The 18,646-nt window shown below is 72.7% G+C and carries 18 protein-coding genes; 5 read left to right on the forward strand and 13 right to left on the reverse strand.

Annotated elements, in window-relative coordinates; translation table 11 throughout:
• Positions 1-14 precede the first annotated feature (14 nt).
• Positions 15-344 (reverse strand): bacterioferritin-associated ferredoxin, encoded by a 330-nt coding sequence (locus ACLJPL_RS00490; protein ID WP_411078621.1) that lies wholly within the window; start codon positions 342-344, stop codon positions 15-17.
• A 170-nt stretch (positions 345-514) separates the two neighbouring features.
• Positions 515-1,861, reverse strand: a complete 1,347-nt coding sequence (locus ACLJPL_RS00495) for a class II 3-deoxy-7-phosphoheptulonate synthase (protein WP_411079419.1) — start codon at positions 1,859-1,861, stop codon at positions 515-517.
• Between the two features lie 102 nt (positions 1,862-1,963).
• Here ACLJPL_RS00495 and ACLJPL_RS00500 point away from each other — a divergent pair, with 102 nt between their 5' ends.
• Both ACLJPL_RS00500 and ACLJPL_RS00505 read left to right on the forward strand, forming a co-directional pair.
• Entirely contained in the window at positions 1,964-2,032 is a 69-nt protein-coding gene (locus ACLJPL_RS00500; RefSeq protein ID WP_106973636.1) for a trp operon leader peptide, read from the forward strand.
• Positions 2,033-2,159: 127 nt separating this feature from the next.
• Entirely contained in the window at positions 2,160-4,058 is a 1,899-nt protein-coding gene (locus tag ACLJPL_RS00505) for an anthranilate synthase family protein (RefSeq protein WP_411078622.1), read from the forward strand.
• A 63-nt stretch (positions 4,059-4,121) separates the two neighbouring features.
• On the opposite strand, the gene ACLJPL_RS00510 is transcribed toward ACLJPL_RS00505, so the two are convergent.
• The 4 genes from ACLJPL_RS00510 to ACLJPL_RS00525 all read right to left on the reverse strand — a co-directional run bounded on the left by ACLJPL_RS00510 (position 4,122) and on the right by ACLJPL_RS00525 (position 8,109).
• On the reverse strand, positions 4,122-5,126 hold the full coding sequence (locus ACLJPL_RS00510) for a 2-hydroxyacid dehydrogenase (protein ID WP_411078623.1): 1,005 nt from the start codon (positions 5,124-5,126) through the stop codon (positions 4,122-4,124).
• A gap of 170 nt (positions 5,127-5,296) precedes the next feature.
• Positions 5,297-6,046 (reverse strand): response regulator, encoded by a 750-nt coding sequence (locus ACLJPL_RS00515; RefSeq protein WP_411078624.1) that lies wholly within the window; start codon positions 6,044-6,046, stop codon positions 5,297-5,299.
• Positions 6,043-7,290, reverse strand: a complete 1,248-nt coding sequence (gene macS / locus ACLJPL_RS00520) for a MacS family sensor histidine kinase (protein WP_411078625.1) — start codon at positions 7,288-7,290, stop codon at positions 6,043-6,045. The genes ACLJPL_RS00515 and macS overlap by 4 nt, the downstream gene beginning before the upstream one ends.
• A gap of 42 nt (positions 7,291-7,332) precedes the next feature.
• On the reverse strand, positions 7,333-8,109 hold the full coding sequence (locus ACLJPL_RS00525; RefSeq protein WP_411079420.1) for a lysophospholipid acyltransferase family protein: 777 nt from the start codon (positions 8,107-8,109) through the stop codon (positions 7,333-7,335).
• Between the two features lie 215 nt (positions 8,110-8,324).
• Between ACLJPL_RS00525 and ACLJPL_RS00530 the strand changes: the two genes are divergently transcribed.
• Both ACLJPL_RS00530 and ACLJPL_RS00535 read left to right on the forward strand, forming a co-directional pair.
• On the forward strand, positions 8,325-9,104 hold the full coding sequence (locus ACLJPL_RS00530) for an alpha/beta hydrolase (RefSeq protein ID WP_411078626.1): 780 nt from the start codon (positions 8,325-8,327) through the stop codon (positions 9,102-9,104).
• The gene (locus ACLJPL_RS00535) at positions 9,097-9,888 is read left to right on the forward strand and encodes a hypothetical protein (RefSeq protein WP_411078627.1); all 792 of its coding nucleotides are present in this window, start codon (positions 9,097-9,099) and stop codon (positions 9,886-9,888) included. The genes ACLJPL_RS00530 and ACLJPL_RS00535 overlap by 8 nt, the downstream gene beginning before the upstream one ends.
• 31 nt (positions 9,889-9,919) lie before the next feature.
• On the opposite strand, the gene ACLJPL_RS00540 is transcribed toward ACLJPL_RS00535, so the two are convergent.
• From ACLJPL_RS00540 to ACLJPL_RS00565, 6 genes are all read right to left on the reverse strand, one after another.
• The gene (locus ACLJPL_RS00540) at positions 9,920-10,684 is read right to left on the reverse strand and encodes an endonuclease/exonuclease/phosphatase family protein (RefSeq protein WP_411078628.1); all 765 of its coding nucleotides are present in this window, start codon (positions 10,682-10,684) and stop codon (positions 9,920-9,922) included.
• 280 nt (positions 10,685-10,964) lie between these two features.
• Positions 10,965-11,906 carry an ROK family glucokinase gene (locus ACLJPL_RS00545; RefSeq protein ID WP_411078629.1) on the reverse strand — a complete coding sequence of 314 codons (942 nt, stop codon included), beginning with the start codon at positions 11,904-11,906 and terminating at the stop codon, positions 10,965-10,967.
• Positions 11,907-12,098: 192 nt separating this feature from the next.
• Positions 12,099-12,584, reverse strand: coding sequence for a DUF5304 domain-containing protein (locus tag ACLJPL_RS00550; protein ID WP_411078630.1), 486 nt, complete (start codon positions 12,582-12,584; stop codon positions 12,099-12,101).
• A gap of 144 nt (positions 12,585-12,728) precedes the next feature.
• Positions 12,729-13,922, reverse strand: coding sequence for an ArsA family ATPase (locus ACLJPL_RS00555; RefSeq protein WP_411078631.1), 1,194 nt, complete (start codon positions 13,920-13,922; stop codon positions 12,729-12,731).
• Between the two features lie 5 nt (positions 13,923-13,927).
• Positions 13,928-14,377 carry an SRPBCC family protein gene (locus ACLJPL_RS00560; RefSeq protein WP_411078632.1) on the reverse strand — a complete coding sequence of 150 codons (450 nt, stop codon included), beginning with the start codon at positions 14,375-14,377 and terminating at the stop codon, positions 13,928-13,930.
• A 109-nt stretch (positions 14,378-14,486) separates the two neighbouring features.
• The gene (locus ACLJPL_RS00565; RefSeq protein WP_411078633.1) at positions 14,487-15,296 is read right to left on the reverse strand and encodes a metallophosphoesterase family protein; all 810 of its coding nucleotides are present in this window, start codon (positions 15,294-15,296) and stop codon (positions 14,487-14,489) included.
• Positions 15,297-15,588: 292 nt separating this feature from the next.
• Between ACLJPL_RS00565 and ACLJPL_RS00570 the strand changes: the two genes are divergently transcribed.
• Positions 15,589-17,385 (forward strand): AMP-dependent synthetase/ligase, encoded by a 1,797-nt coding sequence (locus ACLJPL_RS00570; protein ID WP_411078634.1) that lies wholly within the window; start codon positions 15,589-15,591, stop codon positions 17,383-17,385.
• Between the two features lie 86 nt (positions 17,386-17,471).
• On the opposite strand, the gene ACLJPL_RS00575 is transcribed toward ACLJPL_RS00570, so the two are convergent.
• Complete coding sequence (locus ACLJPL_RS00575; protein WP_411078635.1) at positions 17,472-18,614, reverse strand: glycosyltransferase family 4 protein; 1,143 nt, start codon at positions 18,612-18,614, stop codon at positions 17,472-17,474.
• Positions 18,615-18,646: the final 32 nt, after the last annotated feature.

The raw sequence follows: 18,646 nt of genomic DNA on the forward strand, positions 1-18,646 counted from the left end.
GCCGAGCAGCCGAGTCAGGCGGCGTCGGAGAGCTGTACGTCGCGGATCGCGGCCAGGGCCACCGCCGCGGCCGGCACCGGAGTCGCGACCGGCGCGGCCACCGGGTGCGTGACGGACGCCGCGACCGGGTGGACGGCGGACGCCGCCGCGGGCTCCCGCTGCTGGTCCCCGAGGTCGCGGCGCGAACAGTCGCGTCCCAGCAGGGCCTGGATCCGGCGGACGCAGCCGCCGCAGTCCGTGCCGGCCTTGCAGGCCGAGGCGATCTGGCGCGGGGTGCAGGCCCCGGCGTCCGCATGCTTCCTGACCTGCTGTTCCGTGATGCCGAAGCAGGAGCAGACGTACATGCGGTTCACCTCCCTGCGGGCCGGTCGCTGGTGCCGTCCCCGTCTTCGTCGGTGAGGCTAACCTAACCTTACCCGCCTGCCAAGGCGCGCAAAAGTCCTCAGACGCCCTGTGGGGCACGGATCACATGGATCCGTGCCCCACAGGTACGACTGCCGGGAATACCGGCCGACTACTGGTCGCGGTACATCTCGGCGACGAGGAAGGCCAGGTCGAGCGACTGGCTGCGGTTGAGCCGCGGGTCGCAGGCCGTCTCGTAGCGCTGGTGCAGGTCGTCCACGAAGATCTCGTGTCCGCCGCCCACGCACTCGGTGACGTCGTCGCCGGTCAGCTCCACGTGGATGCCGCCCGGGTGGGTGCCGAGGCCCTTGTGGACCTCGAAGAAGCCCTTGACCTCGTCCAGGACGTCGTCGAAGCGGCGCGTCTTGTGGCCGGAGGCGGCCTCGAAGGTGTTGCCGTGCATCGGGTCCGTCACCCAGGCCACGGTGGCCCCGGAGGCGGTGACCTTCTCGACCAGCTCGGGCAGCTTGTCGCGGACCTTGTCCGCGCCCATGCGGACGATGAAGGTCAGCCGGCCGGGCTCGCGCTCGGGGTCGAGGCGGTCGACGTAACCGAGCGCCTCGTCGACGGTGGTCGTCGGGCCGAGCTTGATGCCGATGGGGTTGCGGATCTTCGAGGCGAACTCGATGTGCGCGCCGTCCATCTGGCGGGTGCGCTCACCGATCCAGACCATGTGGCCGGAGGTGTCGTACAGCTCGCCGGTGCGCGAGTCGGTGCGGGTCAGCGCCGACTCGTAGTCGAGGAGCAGGGCCTCGTGCGAGGCGTAGAACTCGACGGCCTTGAACTCGGCCGGGTCGGTGCCGCACGCCTTCATGAAGTTCAGCGCGTTGTCGATCTCGCGGGCCAGGGCCTCGTAGCGCTGGCCGGCGGGGGACGACTTCACGAAGTCCTGGTTCCAGGCGTGCACCTGACGCAGGTCGGCGTAACCGCCGGTGGTGAAGGCGCGGACCAGGTTCAGCGTCGAGGAGGACGCGTGGTACATCTGCTTCAGCCGCGCGGGGTCCGGGATCCGGGCCTCCTCGGTGAAGGCGAAGCCGTTCACCGAGTCGCCGCGGTACGTCGGCAGGGTCACGCCGTCGCGGGTCTCGGTCGACTTGGAGCGCGGCTTGGAGTACTGGCCCGCGATCCGGCCGACCTTCACGACGGGCACGGAGGCCGCGTAGGTCAGGACGGCGCTCATCTGGAGCAGCGTTTTCAGCTTGGCCCGGATGTGCTCGGCCGACACGGCGTCGAATGCCTCGGCGCAGTCGCCGCCCTGCAGCAGGAACGCCTCGCCCTTGGCGACGGCTCCCATGCGGGCGCGCAGCTGGTCGCACTCGCCGGCGAAGACGAGCGGCGGATACGACGTGAGGTCCGCGAGCACATCGCGCAGGGCCTCGGAGTCGGGGTACTCGGGCTGCTGCGCCGCGGGAAGGTCTCGCCAGGTGTGGCCACCGGCGACGGAGGTATTGGCGTTCACGGTCACGTGGACAACATTACGGGGTCGCGGGGGGCGTCCATCCGGTTGCTCAATAGTTGAGATACCCGCTCGCATGCCGGGAAGGTCCGCTAGGGTCGCGGTATGTCGACGCAACAGATCCAGCTCTCGATCCAGAACTGGTGGTGGACCGCTCATCCGGCGGCCCGCTGACACATCGCGCTGACACACTTCGCGAAGGCCGCCCGAGGGGCGGCCTTTCCTGCGTTCAGGAGCCGTTCCTCTCCCCGTGAATCCGTACGGAACCCCGTACGGGCCCGTCCGGAAGGAACCCGCTCCCATGTCCCGTACCGCGCCCGTCACTGCCCCCGACCTCGTCCGCCGGCTGCTGGCGGACGACGCCCCGCCGTTCGCCCTGCTGCGCCGGCGCACGCCCGGCCGTGACCACGATCACGTCGAGGTGCTGATCGGTGGGGTGCGGGAGGCGAAGACGCTGGCCGATCTGCCGGTGGGCGAGCGGCCGGCGCTGGCGCTGGTGCCGTTCCGGCAGATCGCCGAGCGCGGCTTCGACGTGCGCGACGACGGGACGCCGCTGAGCGTGCTGGTCGCGGACGAGAGTCACGAGCTGGAGCTCGCGGAGGTGCTGGGCGCGCTGCCCGCCCATGAGGTGACGGTGGAGGACCGGGGCTTCGACGTGGCGGACGGGGAGTACGCGGAGATCGTCCGGCGGGTGATCCGGGACGAGATCGGGCAGGGCGAGGGCGCGAACTTCGTGATCCGGCGCACGTTCCGGGGCGGGATCCCCGGGTTCGGGCGGGCGGACGCGCTGGCGCTGTTCCGGCGGCTGCTGGCGGGCGAGCGGGGCGCGTACTGGACGTTCGTCGTGCACACCGGGGACAGGACGCTCATCGGGGCGAGCCCGGAGGTCCATGTGCGGATGTCGGGCGGGACGGTCGTGATGAACCCGATCAGCGGGACCTACCGCTACCCGGCCGACGGCCCCACCGCGGAGGGCCTGCTGGCGTTCCTCGCGGACCGCAAGGAGAGCGAGGAGCTGTCCATGGTGGTCGACGAGGAGCTGAAGATGATGTGCACGGTGGGCGACATGGGCGGGGTGGTGGTCGGGCCCCGGCTGAAGGAGATGGCGCACCTCGCGCACACGGAGTACGAGCTGCGGGGCCGCTCCTCGCTGGATGTACGGGACGTCCTGCGCGAGACCATGTTCGCGGCGACCGTCACCGGCTCCCCGGTGCAGAACGCCTGCCGGGTCATCGAGCGGTACGAGAGCGGCGGGCGCGGCTACTACGCGGGCGCGCTGGCCCTGCTGGGCCGGGACGCGAACGGGGCGCAGACGCTGGACTCACCGATCCTGATCCGGACCGCCGACATCGCCCCGGACGGTTCGCTGAGGGTGCCGGTCGGCGCCACCCTCGTACGCCACTCGGACCCGGAGAGCGAGGTCGCGGAGACGCACGCCAAGGCGGCCGGGGTGCTGGCGGCGCTGGGCGTGCGGCCGGGGCGGCCCGGGGCGGAGGCGGGCCGTCCGCGGCTGGCCGCCGACCCCCGGGTGCAGGCGGCGCTGGACGACCGGCGCGGCTCCCTCGCCCCGTTCTGGCTGCGGATGCGGGAGCGCGCCCGGGATCTGGCCGGGCACGCGCTGGTGGTGGACGGCGAGGACACGTTCACCGCGATGCTGGCGCACCTGCTGCGCTCCTCGGGCCTCGATGTGTCGGTGCGGCCGTACGACGAGCCGGGGCTGCGCGAGGTGGTGCGGGCGCACGCGGGGCCGGTCGTGCTGGGCCCGGGCCCCGGGAATCCGGGCGATCTCGCGGACCCGAAGATGCGGCTGCTGCGGGAGCTGGCCGCCGAGCTGGTGCGGGGGCACCGGTACGGGCTGCTGGGGGTCTGCCTCGGGCATGAGCTGATCGCGGCGGAGCTGGGGATGGAGATCGTGCGCAAGGCGGTGCCGTACCAGGGGGCGCAGACCCGGATCGAGCTGTTCGGGCGGCCGGAGACGGTCGGCTTCTACAACAGCTTCACCGCGCGCTGCGACTCCCCGGCCGCCGTGGAGCTGGCCGCGCACGGGATCGAGGTGAGCCGGGACGAGGAGAGCGGCGAGCTGCACGCGCTGCGCGGGCCGGGCTTCGCCTCGGTGCAGTTCCACCCGGAGTCGGTGCTGACCGTGCGGGGGTCCGCGATCGTGACGGAGCTGCTGGCGGGGCTGCCGGTGCTGAGCTGACTCCCTGCCCTGTGTTCCGCCGCCGCCCGGTCCGTGCGTGGGCGGGCCTCGTGCCGCCGCCCGTCAGCGGGTGGGCGGCGGCGGGACGAGGACGTTCTCGCTGTGGCGGCCGGCCAGGTAGTCGGTCACGTTCCGCACGGTCGCGTCGATGATCTGGCCCACCGCGTCCTCGGTGTAGTACGCCTGGTGGGAGGTGACGATAACGTTGGGGAAGGTGACCAGCCGGGCCAGGGTGTCGTCGTCGACGCCCTCCAGGGACTTGTCCAGGAAGAAGAGCCCGGCCTCCGCCTCGTACACGTCGAGCCCGACGCCCAGGAAGCGGCCCGCGCGCAGCTCGGTGACCAGGGCCGCGGTGTCGATGAGGCCGCCGCGGCTGGAGTTGACCAGGATCGCGTCGTCCTTCATCGACGCGAGGGCGGCCTCGTTGATGATGTGCTGGGTGGCGGGCAGCAGCGGCACGTGCAGGCTGATCAGGTCGGCCTCCGCGAACAGCCGCTCCTTCTCCACGTACTCCATGCCGAGTTCGAGGCAGGCCGGGTTCTCCACGACGTCCCAGCCCAGCAGCTTCATCCCGAAGCCGTGGGCGATCCGGGTGAACGCCTCACCGATCTTGCCGGTGCCGACCACGCCCACGGTCCGCCCGTGCATGTCCCGGCCGAGCAGCCCGTCGAGGCGGAAGTCGAAGTCGCGGGTGCGGCTCGCGGCCCGGATGACGCGCCGGTTCACCGCCATGGCCAGGGTCCAGGCGAATTCGGCGACCGAGTACGGCGAGTAGTACGAGACCCGGGCGACGCGCAGGGCGAGCCGTTCGGCGACGTCCAGGTCGATGTTGTTGAAGCCGGTGGAGCGCTGGGCGATCATCTGCGTGCCGCCGGCGGCCAGGGTCTGGAGGACCTTGGCGTCGAGGTCGGCGTTGACGCTGGTGGAGATGATCTCGTACCCCGCCGCGATGGGGGCGGTGTCCCGGTTCAGGAAGACGTCCAGGCAGCGGACCTCGTGCACCCCGGCGAATGCCTTCTCGATCAGGGGCTTCTCGTCGGACTGCACACCGAAGGCCAGGATTTCCACGGATTCTCCCGAGCTGTACGCAGGGCGGGGCAGGGGCGGATACGGCGAATATACGGCGCTGTCCCCGAACCCGCCGGGCCGGACGGCCCAGCCGGAGGTCCCTGGCGAAGATCCTGGCACAGGTCCCTGGCACAGGTCCGGCCGGGCAGCCCGCCGGCCCGCCGGCCCGGTCAGACGTCGTCGAGGCCGCGCTCGATGGCGTACCGGACGAGCTCCACCCGGTTGTGCAGCTGGAGCTTGCCCAGGGTGTTCTGCACATGGTTCTGCACGGTGCGGTGCGAGATGACCAGGCGTTCGGCGATCTGCTTGTACGAGAGTCCCTTGGCGACCAGCCGCAGCACCTCGGTCTCCCGGTCGGTGAGCTGCGGCGCCTTCGGCTCGTTGGACGCCGCCGGGGCGGGGTCGGAGGCGAGCCTGCGGTACTCGCCGAGGACCAGGCCCGCGAGGCCCGGGGTGAAGACCGGGTCGCCTGCGGCGGTGGAGTGCACGGCCTCCGTCAGCTCCTGGGTGGAGGCGGACTTCAGCAGATAGCCGGTGGCCCCGGACTTCACCGCTTCCAGGACGTCGGCGTGCTCGCCGCTCGCGGAGAGGACCAGGACGCGCAGGCCCGGGTGGGACCCGACGAGCTCCTTGCAGACCTGGACGCCGGGCATGCCGGGCAGGTTCAGGTCGAGGACCAGGACGTCCGGCTGGGCCGCCCCGGCCCGGCGGACCGCCTGCGGGCCGTCCCCGGCGGTCGCGACGACGTCGAAGCCGGACTCGGCGAGGTCGCGGGCGACCGCGTCGCGCCACATCGGGTGGTCGTCGACCACCATGACCTTGATGGGGCGGCCGGCGGCCTTCCGCTCGTCCTGTGCCGCGCTCTGCGGTGCGCTCCGGCGCGCGCCCTGCTCGTCCTGTGCTGCGTTCTGCGTGCTCATCGGGCCGATCCTGCCTTCCCCCGGGAAACCTTCGGTGCTTTCGGAACCTTCAACTCGACCTCGGTGCCCTGCCCCGGCACCGAGATCACCTCGGCCGTGCCGCCGAGATCGCGCAGCCGGCCGCGGATGGAGAGCGCGACCCCCATCCGCCCCTCCCCCTCCGCCTGGGCGAGGCGGCCCTCCGGGATGCCGGGGCCGTCGTCCCGGACGGTGACGATGACCTCGTCCGGCTCGTCCTCGACCAGGATCCACGCCTGGGCCTCCGCCCCCGCGTGCACCCGCACATTGTCCAGGGCGGCACTGACAGCGGCCGCCAGCTCGCGGGCGGCCCCGCCCGGCAGGACCACCGGAGCGCCTGGTTCCGCGAAGCTGGTGCGGGAGCCGGCGTGCGGGGCGAGCAGGGCGCGCAGGTCGCAGGCGGCCTCGTCGCCCGGGCTCTCCTCGACGTCGACCCGGCGCACGACCGCGCCATCGGCGGCGTCCTCGGAGACCCGGGTCGGCGGCACCAGGCCGCTGGAGACCAGGGTGCGCAGGGCGACCTCCTGCTCCCCCGCCATGCGGCCCAGCTCGGCCGCCTCGCCGCCGATCGCCGTGCCCCGGCGCTGCACCATCGCCAGGACCTGGAGCACGCTGTCGTGGATGTCCCGGGCGAGGCGTTCGCGTTCGCGGGTGGCGGCCTCGATCTCCAGGGCGCGGGCCAGGGTGCGCTCACTGGCGCGGGCGACCTCGACGACGTAACCGATGGCGATGGAGGCGACCCAGACCAGCAGGACGTTGTGGTAGGTGTCCCGGCTGGGGTCGCCGCGCTGGATGATGTTGGCGACGCCGACGAACGTGGAGGCGAAGGCCGCCCAGCGCCAGCCGCCCTTGAGGGCGAAGGCGAGGACCGAGCCGGCCGTCCAGATCGACGGCAGGGTCGGGCCGTCGAACGTCTGGGAGTGGACGTCGGCGAGCGGGGTGAGCAGGATCCCGGTCAGCGCGACGGCGAGGTCCGCGCCGAGGAACCGCTTGGTGCAGGCGGCCGCCGAGCGGACCTTGGGCAGGGTGGCCAGCGTCCACACGAAGAGGAACCCGAGGAACGTGAAGGCCACCCAGGGCCGCTCGAACTTCTCGCGGCCGAAGTCGTCGTGCCCGAACGCGGCGAGCAGCACCGCGTAGCCCATCGTCAGCACGCGGTAGCCCGTCAGCGCACGCCACAGCGGCTGCTCGACCGACATCCGTACGACCTGCTCACGCTTGGCCATGAACCCGAACCCCCCGACGGTCCCCCACGGTGTACGACGCTGTTACGCGCCGGACCGTTCCGTTCCGCTCTCGTCGCCCGCCTCGGCCTGCTTCTGGGCGCGCTTGGCTTCCGCGGCCCCGGCCTTCGCCTCTTCCGCCCTGGCCTTCGCCTCGTCGGCGATCTGGCGCTTGGCGGCGGTGGCGTAGATGTCCACGTACTCCTGGCCGGACAGCTTCATGATCTCGTACATGACCTCGTCGGTCACCGAGCGCAGGATGAAGCGGTCTCCGTCCATGCCCTGGTAGCGGCTGAAGTCCAGCGGCTTGCCGATCCGGATGCCGGGCCGCATCAGCTTGGGCATCACCTGGCCGGGCGGCTGGATCTTCTCGGTGTCGATCATCGCGACCGGGATGACGGGGGCGCCGGTGGCCAGCGCCACCCGGGCCAGGCCGCCGGGCTTGCCCCGGTAGAGGCGGCCGTCCGGCGAGCGGGTGCCTTCGGGGTAGATGCCGAAGAGGCCGCCGCTCTCGATGACCTGGATGCCCGCCTTGATGGCGGCCTCACCGGCGCCGCGGGCTCCGGAGCGGTCCACGGGGAGCTGGCCGACGCCCTTGAAGAAGGCGGCGGTGAGCTTGCCCTTGACTCCGGGGGCCGTGAAGTACTCCGCCTTGGCGATGAACGTCACCTTGCGGTCCAGGACCGCGGGAAGGAAGAACGAGTCGGAGAAGGACAGATGGTTGCTCGCGAGGATCGCCGGCCCCCGCTCGGGGATGTTCTCCAGGCCCTCCACCCACGGCCGGAAAGCGAGCTTCAAGGACCCGCCGATGGAGAACTTCATTGCGCCGTAGATCAACTCTGGTGCCTCCTGTGTGCTGTCGGACAGACCTTAACCCGGGGCGTCGGTGAGGCCGTGACGGCCCTGGTCGGTGTCGGTCCGGTCGCGTACGGTGAAGTCATCCGTCAAGCACGCCCCCGGTGCACGCCTCACCCCGTTCCACCCCCCGCGCCCTCTTCCGCCCCCGCCCCGCCCCGCCTCACGAACAGGAGACCCCGGTGCCGGTCCTCCCTGGAGCCGAGCCGTTCCGCCACGAGGGCGGAGAGGTCGGCGTCCTCCTCTGCCATGGCTTCACCGGATCGCCGCAGTCGCTGCGCCCCTGGGCCGACTACCTCGCCGAGCGCGGGCTGACCGTGTCGCTGCCGCTGCTGCCCGGCCACGGGACCCGCTGGGAGGACATGGCGGTCACCGGCTGGCAGGACTGGTACGCGGAGGTGGACCGCGAGCTGCGCGTCCTGCGCGAGAAGTGCGACCGGATCTTCGTCTTCGGGCTCTCCATGGGCGGCGCGCTGAGCCTGCGTCTCGCGGCCAAGCACGGGGACGCGATCAGCGGCCTGGTGCTGGTCAACCCGGCCAACAAGGTGCACGGCGCGACCGCGTACGCGCTGCCGGTCGTCCGCCACCTGGTGCCGACGACCAAGGGCCTGGCCGACGACATCGCGCTCCCCGGTTCGCACGAGGTCGGCTACGACCGGGTGCCGCTGCACGCGGCCCACTCGGTGCGGAAGTTCTTCCGGCTGGTCGACGGCGAGCTGCCCCAGGTGACCCAGCCGGTGGTGCTGCTGCACAGCCCGCAGGACCATGTCGTGCCGCCCGCCGACAGCGCCCGCATCCTGAGCCGGATCTCCTCCACGGACGTCGAGGAGATCTTGTTGGAACAGAGCTACCACGTCGCGACGTTGGACCACGATGCGGAGCGGATCTTCGATGAGAGCTACCGGTTCATCGGCCGTCTCGCACCGAGCGTCGGAATGAAGGGGAGCACGTCCGGTGGCTGAGCAGGACGCGGAACGCACAGGCGGCGAAGAGGAGCGCGAACCGCGCCCCACGGAGAGCGCGGCCGTCCCGGAGGGCACGAAGGCTCTCCCCGAGGCCACGAAGGCCGCCGTCCCGGAAGGCGCGGGAGTGGAAGAGGCGGGTCCGGAGGGGGCCGGCCCGGAAGGGGCTGCCCCGGAAGGCGCGGGTCAGGAGGCGGCGGAGGATCAGCGGGCGATCGACGAGGACGCGGCCTGGGCCGCGATCGTCGCGGGGTACGGGGAGGAGCCGCCGGACCCGCCGGGGGCCAAGCCCTTCAAGTCGATCGAGGACCTGGCCCTCCTGGAGGACGACCAGCGCAATGTGGTGGGTCCCGACCACGGCCGCGCCGGGGACCCGGCGGACAAGGGGACGGGCAAGGCTCCCCCGAAGCCGCCGGAAAAGAAGCCGCTCGGCAGCTCCGTCGTCTTCGCGCCCGGGGTCGCCGGCCCGCGCGACTACGAGCTGGACGAGCCCAAGGACGACGGCGTCGGGCTGCCGGACAACGGCGAGGAGGGCCACTTCGTGCCCCCAGAGCCGCCGCCGCTGCCGGAGGCGGACATCACGGCCAAGTTCGCCTGGCTGTCGGTGATCGGCGGCCCGGTCCTGATGCTGCTCGCGGTGCTGTTCCAGTGGGAGATGACGTGGTGGCTCACCACGCTCGGCGTCGGCGGCTTCATCGGCGGCTTCGCCACCCTGGTGGCCCGGATGCCGCACGACGACGATGACGACACCTACGACGACCCGGGGCGCGGCGCGGTGGTGTGAGCCCCGGCGCGCTGGTGTGAGCCCGCGGCCGTCACCGTGTCGTGGCGGCTGCGGGGACCCTGAGGGCGGCCAGGACCGGCAGGTGGTCGGTGGCCGCCCTCAGGTCCGGGTCGCTCACGCCGGGGAGCCCGGCGGGCACCCCGCAGCCCAGCACCTCGACGCCCGGTGTCGCGAACACCGCGTCGATGCGACGGCGCGGGTCGTCCGGGGTGAAGGTGAGCCCGCCGCCCCACGGGGCGACCGCGTGGCAGTCCTGGAGCCGCCCGGCCAGGTGCTCGAACGCCTTCCCGTCCGGTACGTCGTTGAGGTCGCCGCCCGCCACGGCGTGCTCCACGCCCATGGACGCGAGCCGCTCCAGCAGCAGGTCCGCCTGGGCCAGGCGCTCGTCGCGGTGGAGGCTCAGATGGCAGCTCAGCACCCCGAGCCGGACCCCGCCGATCCGTACGACGGCGGTGGCGAAGCCCCTGCGGTGCCGGCCCGGCGTGAGCGGCAGCAGGACGTCCTCGGTGCGCTCGACGGCCGCCCGCAGCGAGCACAGCAGCAGCGGCCCGGCGGCGGTGGCCCCGCCGCTGAGGACCACCAGTCCGCTGTTCCTGGCGAGCCTGGCCGCGGCCTTGCGCCAACGGAAGAAGCGCGGCGCTTCCTGGACGAGGACGAGGTCGGGTGCGCAGGCGCGGATGACCCGGGCCAGCGCCTCGGTGTCGTCACGCAGGGAGCGGACGTTGTAGCTCAGCACCCGGATCACGGCTGAACCGTCCGGCTCGGTACGGGAGTCGGGCAACGGTGTCAGGACCATGCGGGCCACGATACGACGGACGCCCGCCGCTGCCCCGGAGGGCGGCGACGGGCGCTTTGTGCGTCGTACGGGAGGGGTCGGGGGTGTCCGGCGGATCAGGGCCGGGCGGGGCGCGGCGTCCGGTGCGGTGCGTCGCAAGGCGCCGGAACGTCCTCATCGCGGAGCGATTTCGGCGTCTCGGCAACGCCGCGAGGGATGAGGTCTCCCCTGCTCGAGCGAAGCCGAGAGCTAGGGGAAGTGCCGGGCGTCGCGGACCCGGCTCTGATCCGCCGGACACACCCTAGCCCTGGCGGGCCAGGTCGGCCGCTCCCACGAGCCCTGCCTTGCCGCCGAGTCGGGCGGCGAGCACCTGGGCGTGCGGGCGCCATTCGCCGCCGATCAGCCAGCGGCGGAACGACTTGCGGATCGGGTCGAGGACGAGCTCGCCCTCGTCCGATACGCCGCCGCCGACGATGAAGGCGGACGGGTCGAACAGCGAGGCGAGGTCGGCCAGTCCGGCGCCGGCCCAGCGGGCCAGCTCGCGGAACGAGTCGGTCGCGACCGGGTCGCCCTGCCGGGCGGCCTCGCTGATGTGCTTGCCCTCGATGCCTTCCACCGTGCCGTCGCCGAGGCCGAGCAGTATGGCCGCGTTCTCCGGGGTGGCGTTGGCGCGCTGCTTCGCGTACCGGACGAGGGCGCGGCCGGAGGCGTACTGCTCCCAGCAGCCCTGGCTGCCGCAGCCGCAGAGCAGGCCGTCCGGGACGACCCGGATGTGGCCGAACTCGGCGGCCACGCCGAAGCGTCCGCGCCGGAGCTTGTTGCCGATGATGATGCCGCCGCCGAGGCCGGTGCCGAGCGTGATGCAGATGACGTCGTCGTGGCCCTGGCCCGCGCCGAAGCGGTACTCGCCCCAGGCGGCCGCGTTGGCGTCGTTCTCGACGACGACGGGCAGGCCGACGCGCTGCTCGACCTTGTCCTTGAGCGGCTCGTGACGCCAGTCGATGTTGGGTGCGAACAGCACGGTGGCGCGCTTGTCGTCGACGTATCCGGCGGCGCCGATGCCCACGGCCTCGACCTCGTGCCCCTCGCTCGCCCCGGCCACGGCCGCGCAGATCGCGTCGACGATGCCTTCGGCCGTCGGGGGGGTCGCTACCTTGAACGTCGAGAGGATCCGGCCCTCTTCGTCGACCACTCCAGCCGCGATCTTCGTGCCGCCGATATCGACGCCGATGGTGAGTCCCATGAATCCCTCAGTTTCGGTCGAGCCCCGCTAGGGGCAACCGTACCCGAGGCGGGGCCCTGCCCGGCCGGGGGCGACCGGCCCCGACCGCTGCATTCCGGTCAGTCCCGGCCGAGTGTCCGGTGCGGTCGACTCGTCGCGTCCGGTGCGGTTCCGGCCGTTGTGCCCGGTGAGGTCCGGGTTGTCGTGTGCGGTTCAGTCCAGGTCGATGCGCTCGGTGCCCGAGGGGCCTTCGCCGGGGCCTTCGTCGCGCGGGTCGGACGGGTCGTCGGCGGCCTTCTCCGTGGTCTTCCCGGCGGGCTTCGCGGGGTCGGCCGCGCCCCGGGTCCAGCGGCTCTCCTGGCCCTCCACCGCGGAGCGGTAGGCGGCCAGCAGCTCGTTGCCCGCGGCGGCGAGGTGGTCGAAGACCTGGGGGTTGCGCTCGATGACCGGTTCGACGGCGGACTTCGCCTGCCGGATGGCCTGCTGCACCGCGCCCTGGGTCGCGATGCCGAACAGCGGCGACTGGAGCGAGGAGACCTTGTCGGCGACCGCGTCGACCAGCTTGCGCAGTTCCTCGGCGGCCGAGCCGGGCGGCGGTCCGTACTCGGCGCGGCGGCGCGCCTTCTCCGCCGCGAGGTCCTCGGCGCAGGCGTCGGCCCACGGGTCGCCGTCGACGGGACGATCGGTGGCTTCACTCATGGCGGACTCCTGCGACGCGGGGTGCCGGTCGCCGGCGGCCGGCCGGCGGGGCTCGTGACTACGTACTACCGACGTTACCCGAATGGCCCCGGCCCGTTCAGGAAGCGGGACGTGCGCGACCGGCCCCCCGAGCGGGCAACGGGGTCAGGAACCGCGCGGCCAGAGCGCCGCGTCGGGCATGAAGCGGACCCGCAGGACGCCGTCCGTCAGGGCCGCCCCGGAGACGGTGCAGCGGCGCAGTGCGGAGGCGACCCGCACGATCCGGCGGAACGGGCCCACCGTCAGGAGCAGTTCCTCGCCCCGGCGGACCAGCCGCAGGTCCTCCTTGGCCGCGCCGGGCAGCGGCAGGCACCAGGTCAGCACGTCCGGGGAGCCCTCCTCGCCCGGCTCCTCCTCGATCCACCACGGATCGTCCACCCGGCCCGGCTCCCGCTCGTCCGGCGCGGGGACGGCGAGCGCGCCCAGGTCGTCGGCGTCCCGGGGGTCGCGCCCCAGGTGGGCGGCCTCGTGGACCGGGACGTCCGGGGCCCACGCGTCCTGCCAGTGGCCCAGGCACTTGTCCTGCTCGGCGGCGAGCGCGGCGAACCAGGGGTCCGGGGAGTGGCGCGGCAGGACCCGGTTGGCCACCAGCAGGTCGGCCCGCAGCCCGTGAAGGGCGAGGCCGGTGCGGGCGGTGCGCAGGGCGTCCTCGGCGGCGGGCCCCGGCTCGGCGACCAGGCGGAGGGTGGTGGCGCCGTCCTCGACCAGGGCCTGGACGGCGGCCAGCTCGGCGTCCTTGCGGGCGGCGGCCTCGTACAGCCACTGCGCGGGCATCGGGACCCCGGCGAGCTGGGCGAGGACCGGGCGCAGGGCGCGGGCGGCCTGGCGTTCGGCGGGGAGCAGGCGGCGCAGGTAGCGGCGGAGCTGCTCGGGGAGGGCCAGCAGGGCGAGGGCTTCGGTGAGCGGCGGGAGGTCGACGACGAGGGTGTCGTAACCGCCGGCGGACCAGTCGCCGGCCGCGGCGCGGTGCAGGGTGTGCAGGAGGGCGAGCTGCGGGGAGCCGGGGAGTTCGGTGAGCTCCTCGCCGTCCAGCCGGCCCGCGCCGAGCAGGTCCAGGAGGCTGGAGGCCCGCTTCTGGAGGTCGGTGAGTTGGGCGCGGAAGTGCTCGCCGGAGTCGATCCGGACGTGGTCGAGCCGGTCGGCGGCCCGGGTGGGCTCCGTACGGGAGGGCAGGCCGGGTATGGACTCGGCGGAGACCAGGAGGGTCCGGCTGCCGCTCGCGGCGGCGGCCAGGGCGCTCGCGACGGCGACGGTGGTACGGCCCGCGCCGCCGGGGCCGGTGACCAGGACCGTACGCATCGCCGTCAGCCCTGCGGGACGGACTCGACGCGCTTCTTCAGCCCGGCCAGGGCCCGGTCGATGATGACCTTCTCGGCCTTGCGCTTGATCATGCCCAGGAGCGGGATCTTGACGTCGACGGCGAGCCGGTAGGTGACCTCGGTGCGCTCGCCGCCGGCGAGCGGGGCGAGGGCGTACGTGCCGTCCAGGGAGCGCAGCATCTGGGACTTGACGAGGGTCCAGCTGACTTCCTTGTCGCCCAGCCAGGTGTACGACAGGACGTGGTCGTCCTTGATGGCTCCGGCGTCCAGGACCAGGCGGACCCGCTCGGCGCGGCCCTGGTCGTCGGCGGCCAGCACCTCGGCCTCCTTGACCTCGCCGGTCCACTCCGGGTAGCGGGCGAAGTCGGCGATCACCGCCATGACGTCGGCCGGCGCCGCCTCGATCGTGATGCTCGAGCTGGTGTGTTCAGCCATCGCCGTGGCCCTCCAGTGCGGTGTAACCGGTCGCGTTCGGCAGGAGCCTGCCGCTGTGCAGGCTATCGCGTGCCCGCCGCGCTCCGGTCCACGCCCCGGGCGCCCGGGTTCACCAGGTCAGCGCCCAGGGCGTGCCGGTGGAGGCGAAGTGGCCGACATTGACGCATTCGGTGGTCCCGATCCGCATCCGGCGGACCAGCGGCTGGTGAACATGGCCGAAAAGCGCGTACCGGGGGCGGGTGGTGCGGATGGCCTCCAGCAGGGCGGTGCTGCCGCGTTCGAAGCGGCGGGCGACGGTGTCGTACGTCAGCTCCGGGACCTCGGGCGGGATGTGCGAGCAGAGCACGTCGACCGGGCCGAGCGCCTCGACCTTCGCGGCGTACTCCTCGTCGCTGATCTCGTACGGGGTGTTCATCGGGGTCTTGAGGCCGCCGCCGACGAAGCCGAAGACCCGTCCGCCGATCTCCACCCGCTCGCCGTCCAGCACGGTGATGCCGGGGCGGGCGTACTCGGGCCACAGACGGGGGACGTCGACGTTGCCGTAGGTGGCGTACGTCGGGGTGGGGAAGGCCGCGAAGAGTTCGGCGTACTGCCTGCGCACCGCGCCGATGATCTCGGTGTTGCGGTCGCGGCCCTCCCACAGCTCACGGCCGAAGGCGCGGGCCTCCTCGTAGCGGCGGGCGGTGCGCAGCGCGACGATGCGGGTGGCGTTCTCCCGGCCGAACAGGTCGGGGAAGATGCCGCGCGAGTGGTCGGCGTAGTCGAGGAAGAGCACCAGGTCACCGAGGCAGATCAGGGCGTCGGCGCCGTCCCCGGCGCGGGCCAGGGCCTCGGTGTTGCCGTGCACGTCGCTGACTACATGGATCCGGGTGGAGCGCCGCGCGCCCGGCGCCGGCCCGTCCGGTTGGCTGCCTCGCATGCGGATCACCCTAGAGCGGCGGCCCCCGCTCGGGTAGACCGGCCGAGCAGACCGGCTGGACCTGCGGTTACTTCCAAGTCGTCGCGGCGGTGGACTACTGTGCGCGAAAGGGCCATTTACCTGTGTGATGCATAAGACATCTGGCCGGAACCCCCTATCGGGAACCTGGTACCGGTGGGTAACGTCCGGGCAGTCCAGTCGTGCTCACCCCACTGAGCACCCGCCATTCTTGGACCGCAGCCGGTGCGTCACACAGAGCCGTGGCACCGGAGCCCGATGAGGAGCAGCAGTCTTGCGCGAGTTCAGCCTTCCGGCCCTGTACGAGGTCCCGACGGACGGCAATCTGACGGATCTCATCCGCCGCAACGCCGCTCAGCATCCCGACGTCGCGGTGATGAGCCGCAAGGTGGCCGGCGCCTGGACGGACGTCAGCGCCACCCAGTTCCTGGCCGAGGTGAAGGCCGCCGCCAAAGGGCTGATCGCCTCGGGCGTGCGGCCCGGCGACCGGGTCGCCCTGATGTCGCGCACCCGTTACGAGTGGGTGCTGCTGGACTTCGCGATCTGGAGCGCGGGCGCGGTGACCGTGCCGGTGTACGAGACCAGCTCCGCCGAGCAGGTGCAGTGGATCCTGGGCGACTCCGGGGCGGTGGCGGTGCTCGTGGAGAGCGACGCGCACGCGGCTGCGGTGGCCTCCGTACGGGACGCGCTGCCGGACCTCGCTCACGTCTGGCAGATCGACCAGGGCGCGGTGGAGGCCCTCGGCAGGGCGGGCGCGGAGGTCACCGACGAGACCGTCGACCTGCGGATGGTCAGCGCCAAGGCGGACGACCCGGCGACCATCGTCTACACCTCCGGCACAACCGGCCGCCCCAAGGGCTGTGTGCTCACCCACCGCAGCTTCTTCGCGGAGTGCGGCAACGTGGTGGAGCGGCTGAAGCCGCTGTTCCGTACGGGCGAGTGCTCGGTGCTGCTGTTCCTGCCCGCCGCGCACGTCTTCGGCCGGCTGGTCGAGGTGGCCTCGGTGATGGCCCCGATCAAGCTCGGCTGCGTACCGGACATCAAGAACCTCACCGACGAGCTGGCCTCGTTCCGGCCGACGCTGATCCTCGGCGTGCCCCGGGTCTTCGAGAAGGTCTACAACGCGGCCCGCGCCAAGGCGCAGGCGGACGGCAAGGGCAAGATCTTCGACCGGGCCGCCGACACGGCGATCGCCTACAGCCGGGCCCTGAGCACCCCGCAGGGCCCCTCGCTGGGCCTGAAGCTCAAGCACAAGCTGTTCGACAAGCTGGTCTTCGGCAAGCTGCGCGCGGTCCTCGGCGGCAAGGGGGAGTTCGCGATCTCCGGCGGGGCCCCGCTGGGCGAGCGGCTCGGCCACTTCTACCGGGGCATCGGCTTCACGGTCCTGGAGGGCTACGGCCTGACCGAGACGTGTGCGGCGACCGCCTTCAACCCGTGGGACCGGCAGAAGATCGGCACGGTCGGCCAGCCGCTGCCCGGCTCCGTGGTCCGGATCGCGGACGACGGCGAGGTGCTGCTCCACGGCGAGCACCTGTTCACCGGGTACTGGAAGAACGAGTCGGCGTCCGTCGAGGCGCTGGCGGACGGCTGGTTCCACACCGGCGACATCGGCACGCTCGACGAGGACGGCTACCTCGCGATCACCGGCCGCAAGAAGGAGATCATCGTCACGGCGGGCGGCAAGAACGTCGCCCCGGCGGTGATCGAGGACCGCATCCGCGCGCACGCGCTGGTCGCCGAGTGCATGGTGGTCGGCGACGGCCGCCCGTTCGTCGGCGCGCTGGTCACCCTGGACGAGGAGTTCCTCGGCCGCTGGGCCGAGGAGCACGGCAAGCCGGCCGGCTCGACGGCCCTGTCGCTGCGCGAGGACACCGAGCTGCTGGCCGAGGTGCAGCGGGCGGTGGACGACGGCAACGCGGCGGTCTCCAAGGCCGAGTCGGTGCGCAAGTTCCGTATCCTGCCGGCCCAGTTCACCGAGGAGGCGGGCCACATCACGCCGTCGCTGAAGCTGAAGCGGAACGTGGTGGCGAAGGACTTCGCGGACGAGGTGGAGTCGATCTACCGCGCCTGAGCGGTGTCACGCGTACGGAGGAGGGGCCCGCGCCGATCAAAAGCGCGGGCCCCTCCTGCGTATTCGACTCAGCTCGTTCCCCGTGCTCACAGCAGCGCCTTGAGCTTCTCCGCCAGCAGGTCCCAGCGCCACTTCTCCTCGACCCAGGCGCGCCCCCGCTCCCCCATCCGCTGCCGCAGCTCCGGGTCCCCGAGCAGCGTCACGATCCGGTCCGCCGACTCCTCGGCGCTGCCGCCGCGCACCACCCACCCGGTCTCCCCGTCGAGCACCGCGTCCGGCGCGCCGCCCGAGTCGCCCGCGACCACCGGCAGCCCGGTCGCGGACGCCTCCAGGTAGACGATCCCCAGGCCCTCCACGTCGAGCCCCCGCCGCCGGGTCCGGCACGGCATGGCGAAGACGTCCCCGGCCCCGTAGTGCGCGGGCAGCTCCGCCCACGGCACCGGCCCGGTGAACCGCACCGAGTCCTGCACCCCGGTCTCCACCGCGAGCCGCTTCAGCTCCTTGGCGTACGGGCCGCCGCCGACGATCAGCAGCACGGCGTCCGGGATCTGCGCCAGGATCGCCGGCATGGCCAGGATCAGCGTGTCCTGGCCCTTGCGCGGCACCAGGCGGGAGACGCAGACGACGACGGGCCGGTCGGAGAGCCCCAGGCGGGCGCGGACCCGGTCCCCGCCGGACGCCGGATGGAAGGTCTTCTCGTCGACGCCGGGCGGCAGTTGCACCATCCGGGCGGCCGCGTCCGGGGTGAGGGCGGGGGCGATCCGGGAGCGGGTGTACTCCCCCAGATAGGTGATCGTGTCCGTGCCCTCGCCGATCCTCCGCAGCAACTGCCGGGAGGCGGGCAGTTGGGCCCACCCGGCCTCGTGCCCGTGGGTGGTGGCGACCAGCCGCCGGGCGCCCGCGCCCCGCAGCGCGGGGGCCATCAGGCCGAGCGGGGCGGCGGCTCCGAACCAGACGGAGGTGCAGCCGTGTTCGCGCAGCAGGGCGGTGGCCCGCCGGGTGACGCGCGGGGTCGGCAGCAGCATCGTCGTCCGGTCGCGGACCACGGTGAACGGCTGCTCGGCGTCGAACGCGGCGGTGGCCGCCGCGCCCTCCTCGCCGCGCTTCCAGGTGGAGGCGTAGACGACGACCCGGTCGGGGTCCAGGCGCAGCGCCATGTTGTGCAGGAACGCCTGGATGCCACCGGGGCGGGGCGGGAAGTCGTTGGTCACGATCAAGGTCTTGTCCATCGCGGCCGACAGTACCGAACGGCCGCGCTTCA

The sequence above is a fragment of the Streptomyces sp. cmx-18-6 genome (assembly GCF_046548915.1).
GTDB lineage: Bacteria > Actinomycetota > Actinomycetes > Streptomycetales > Streptomycetaceae > Streptomyces.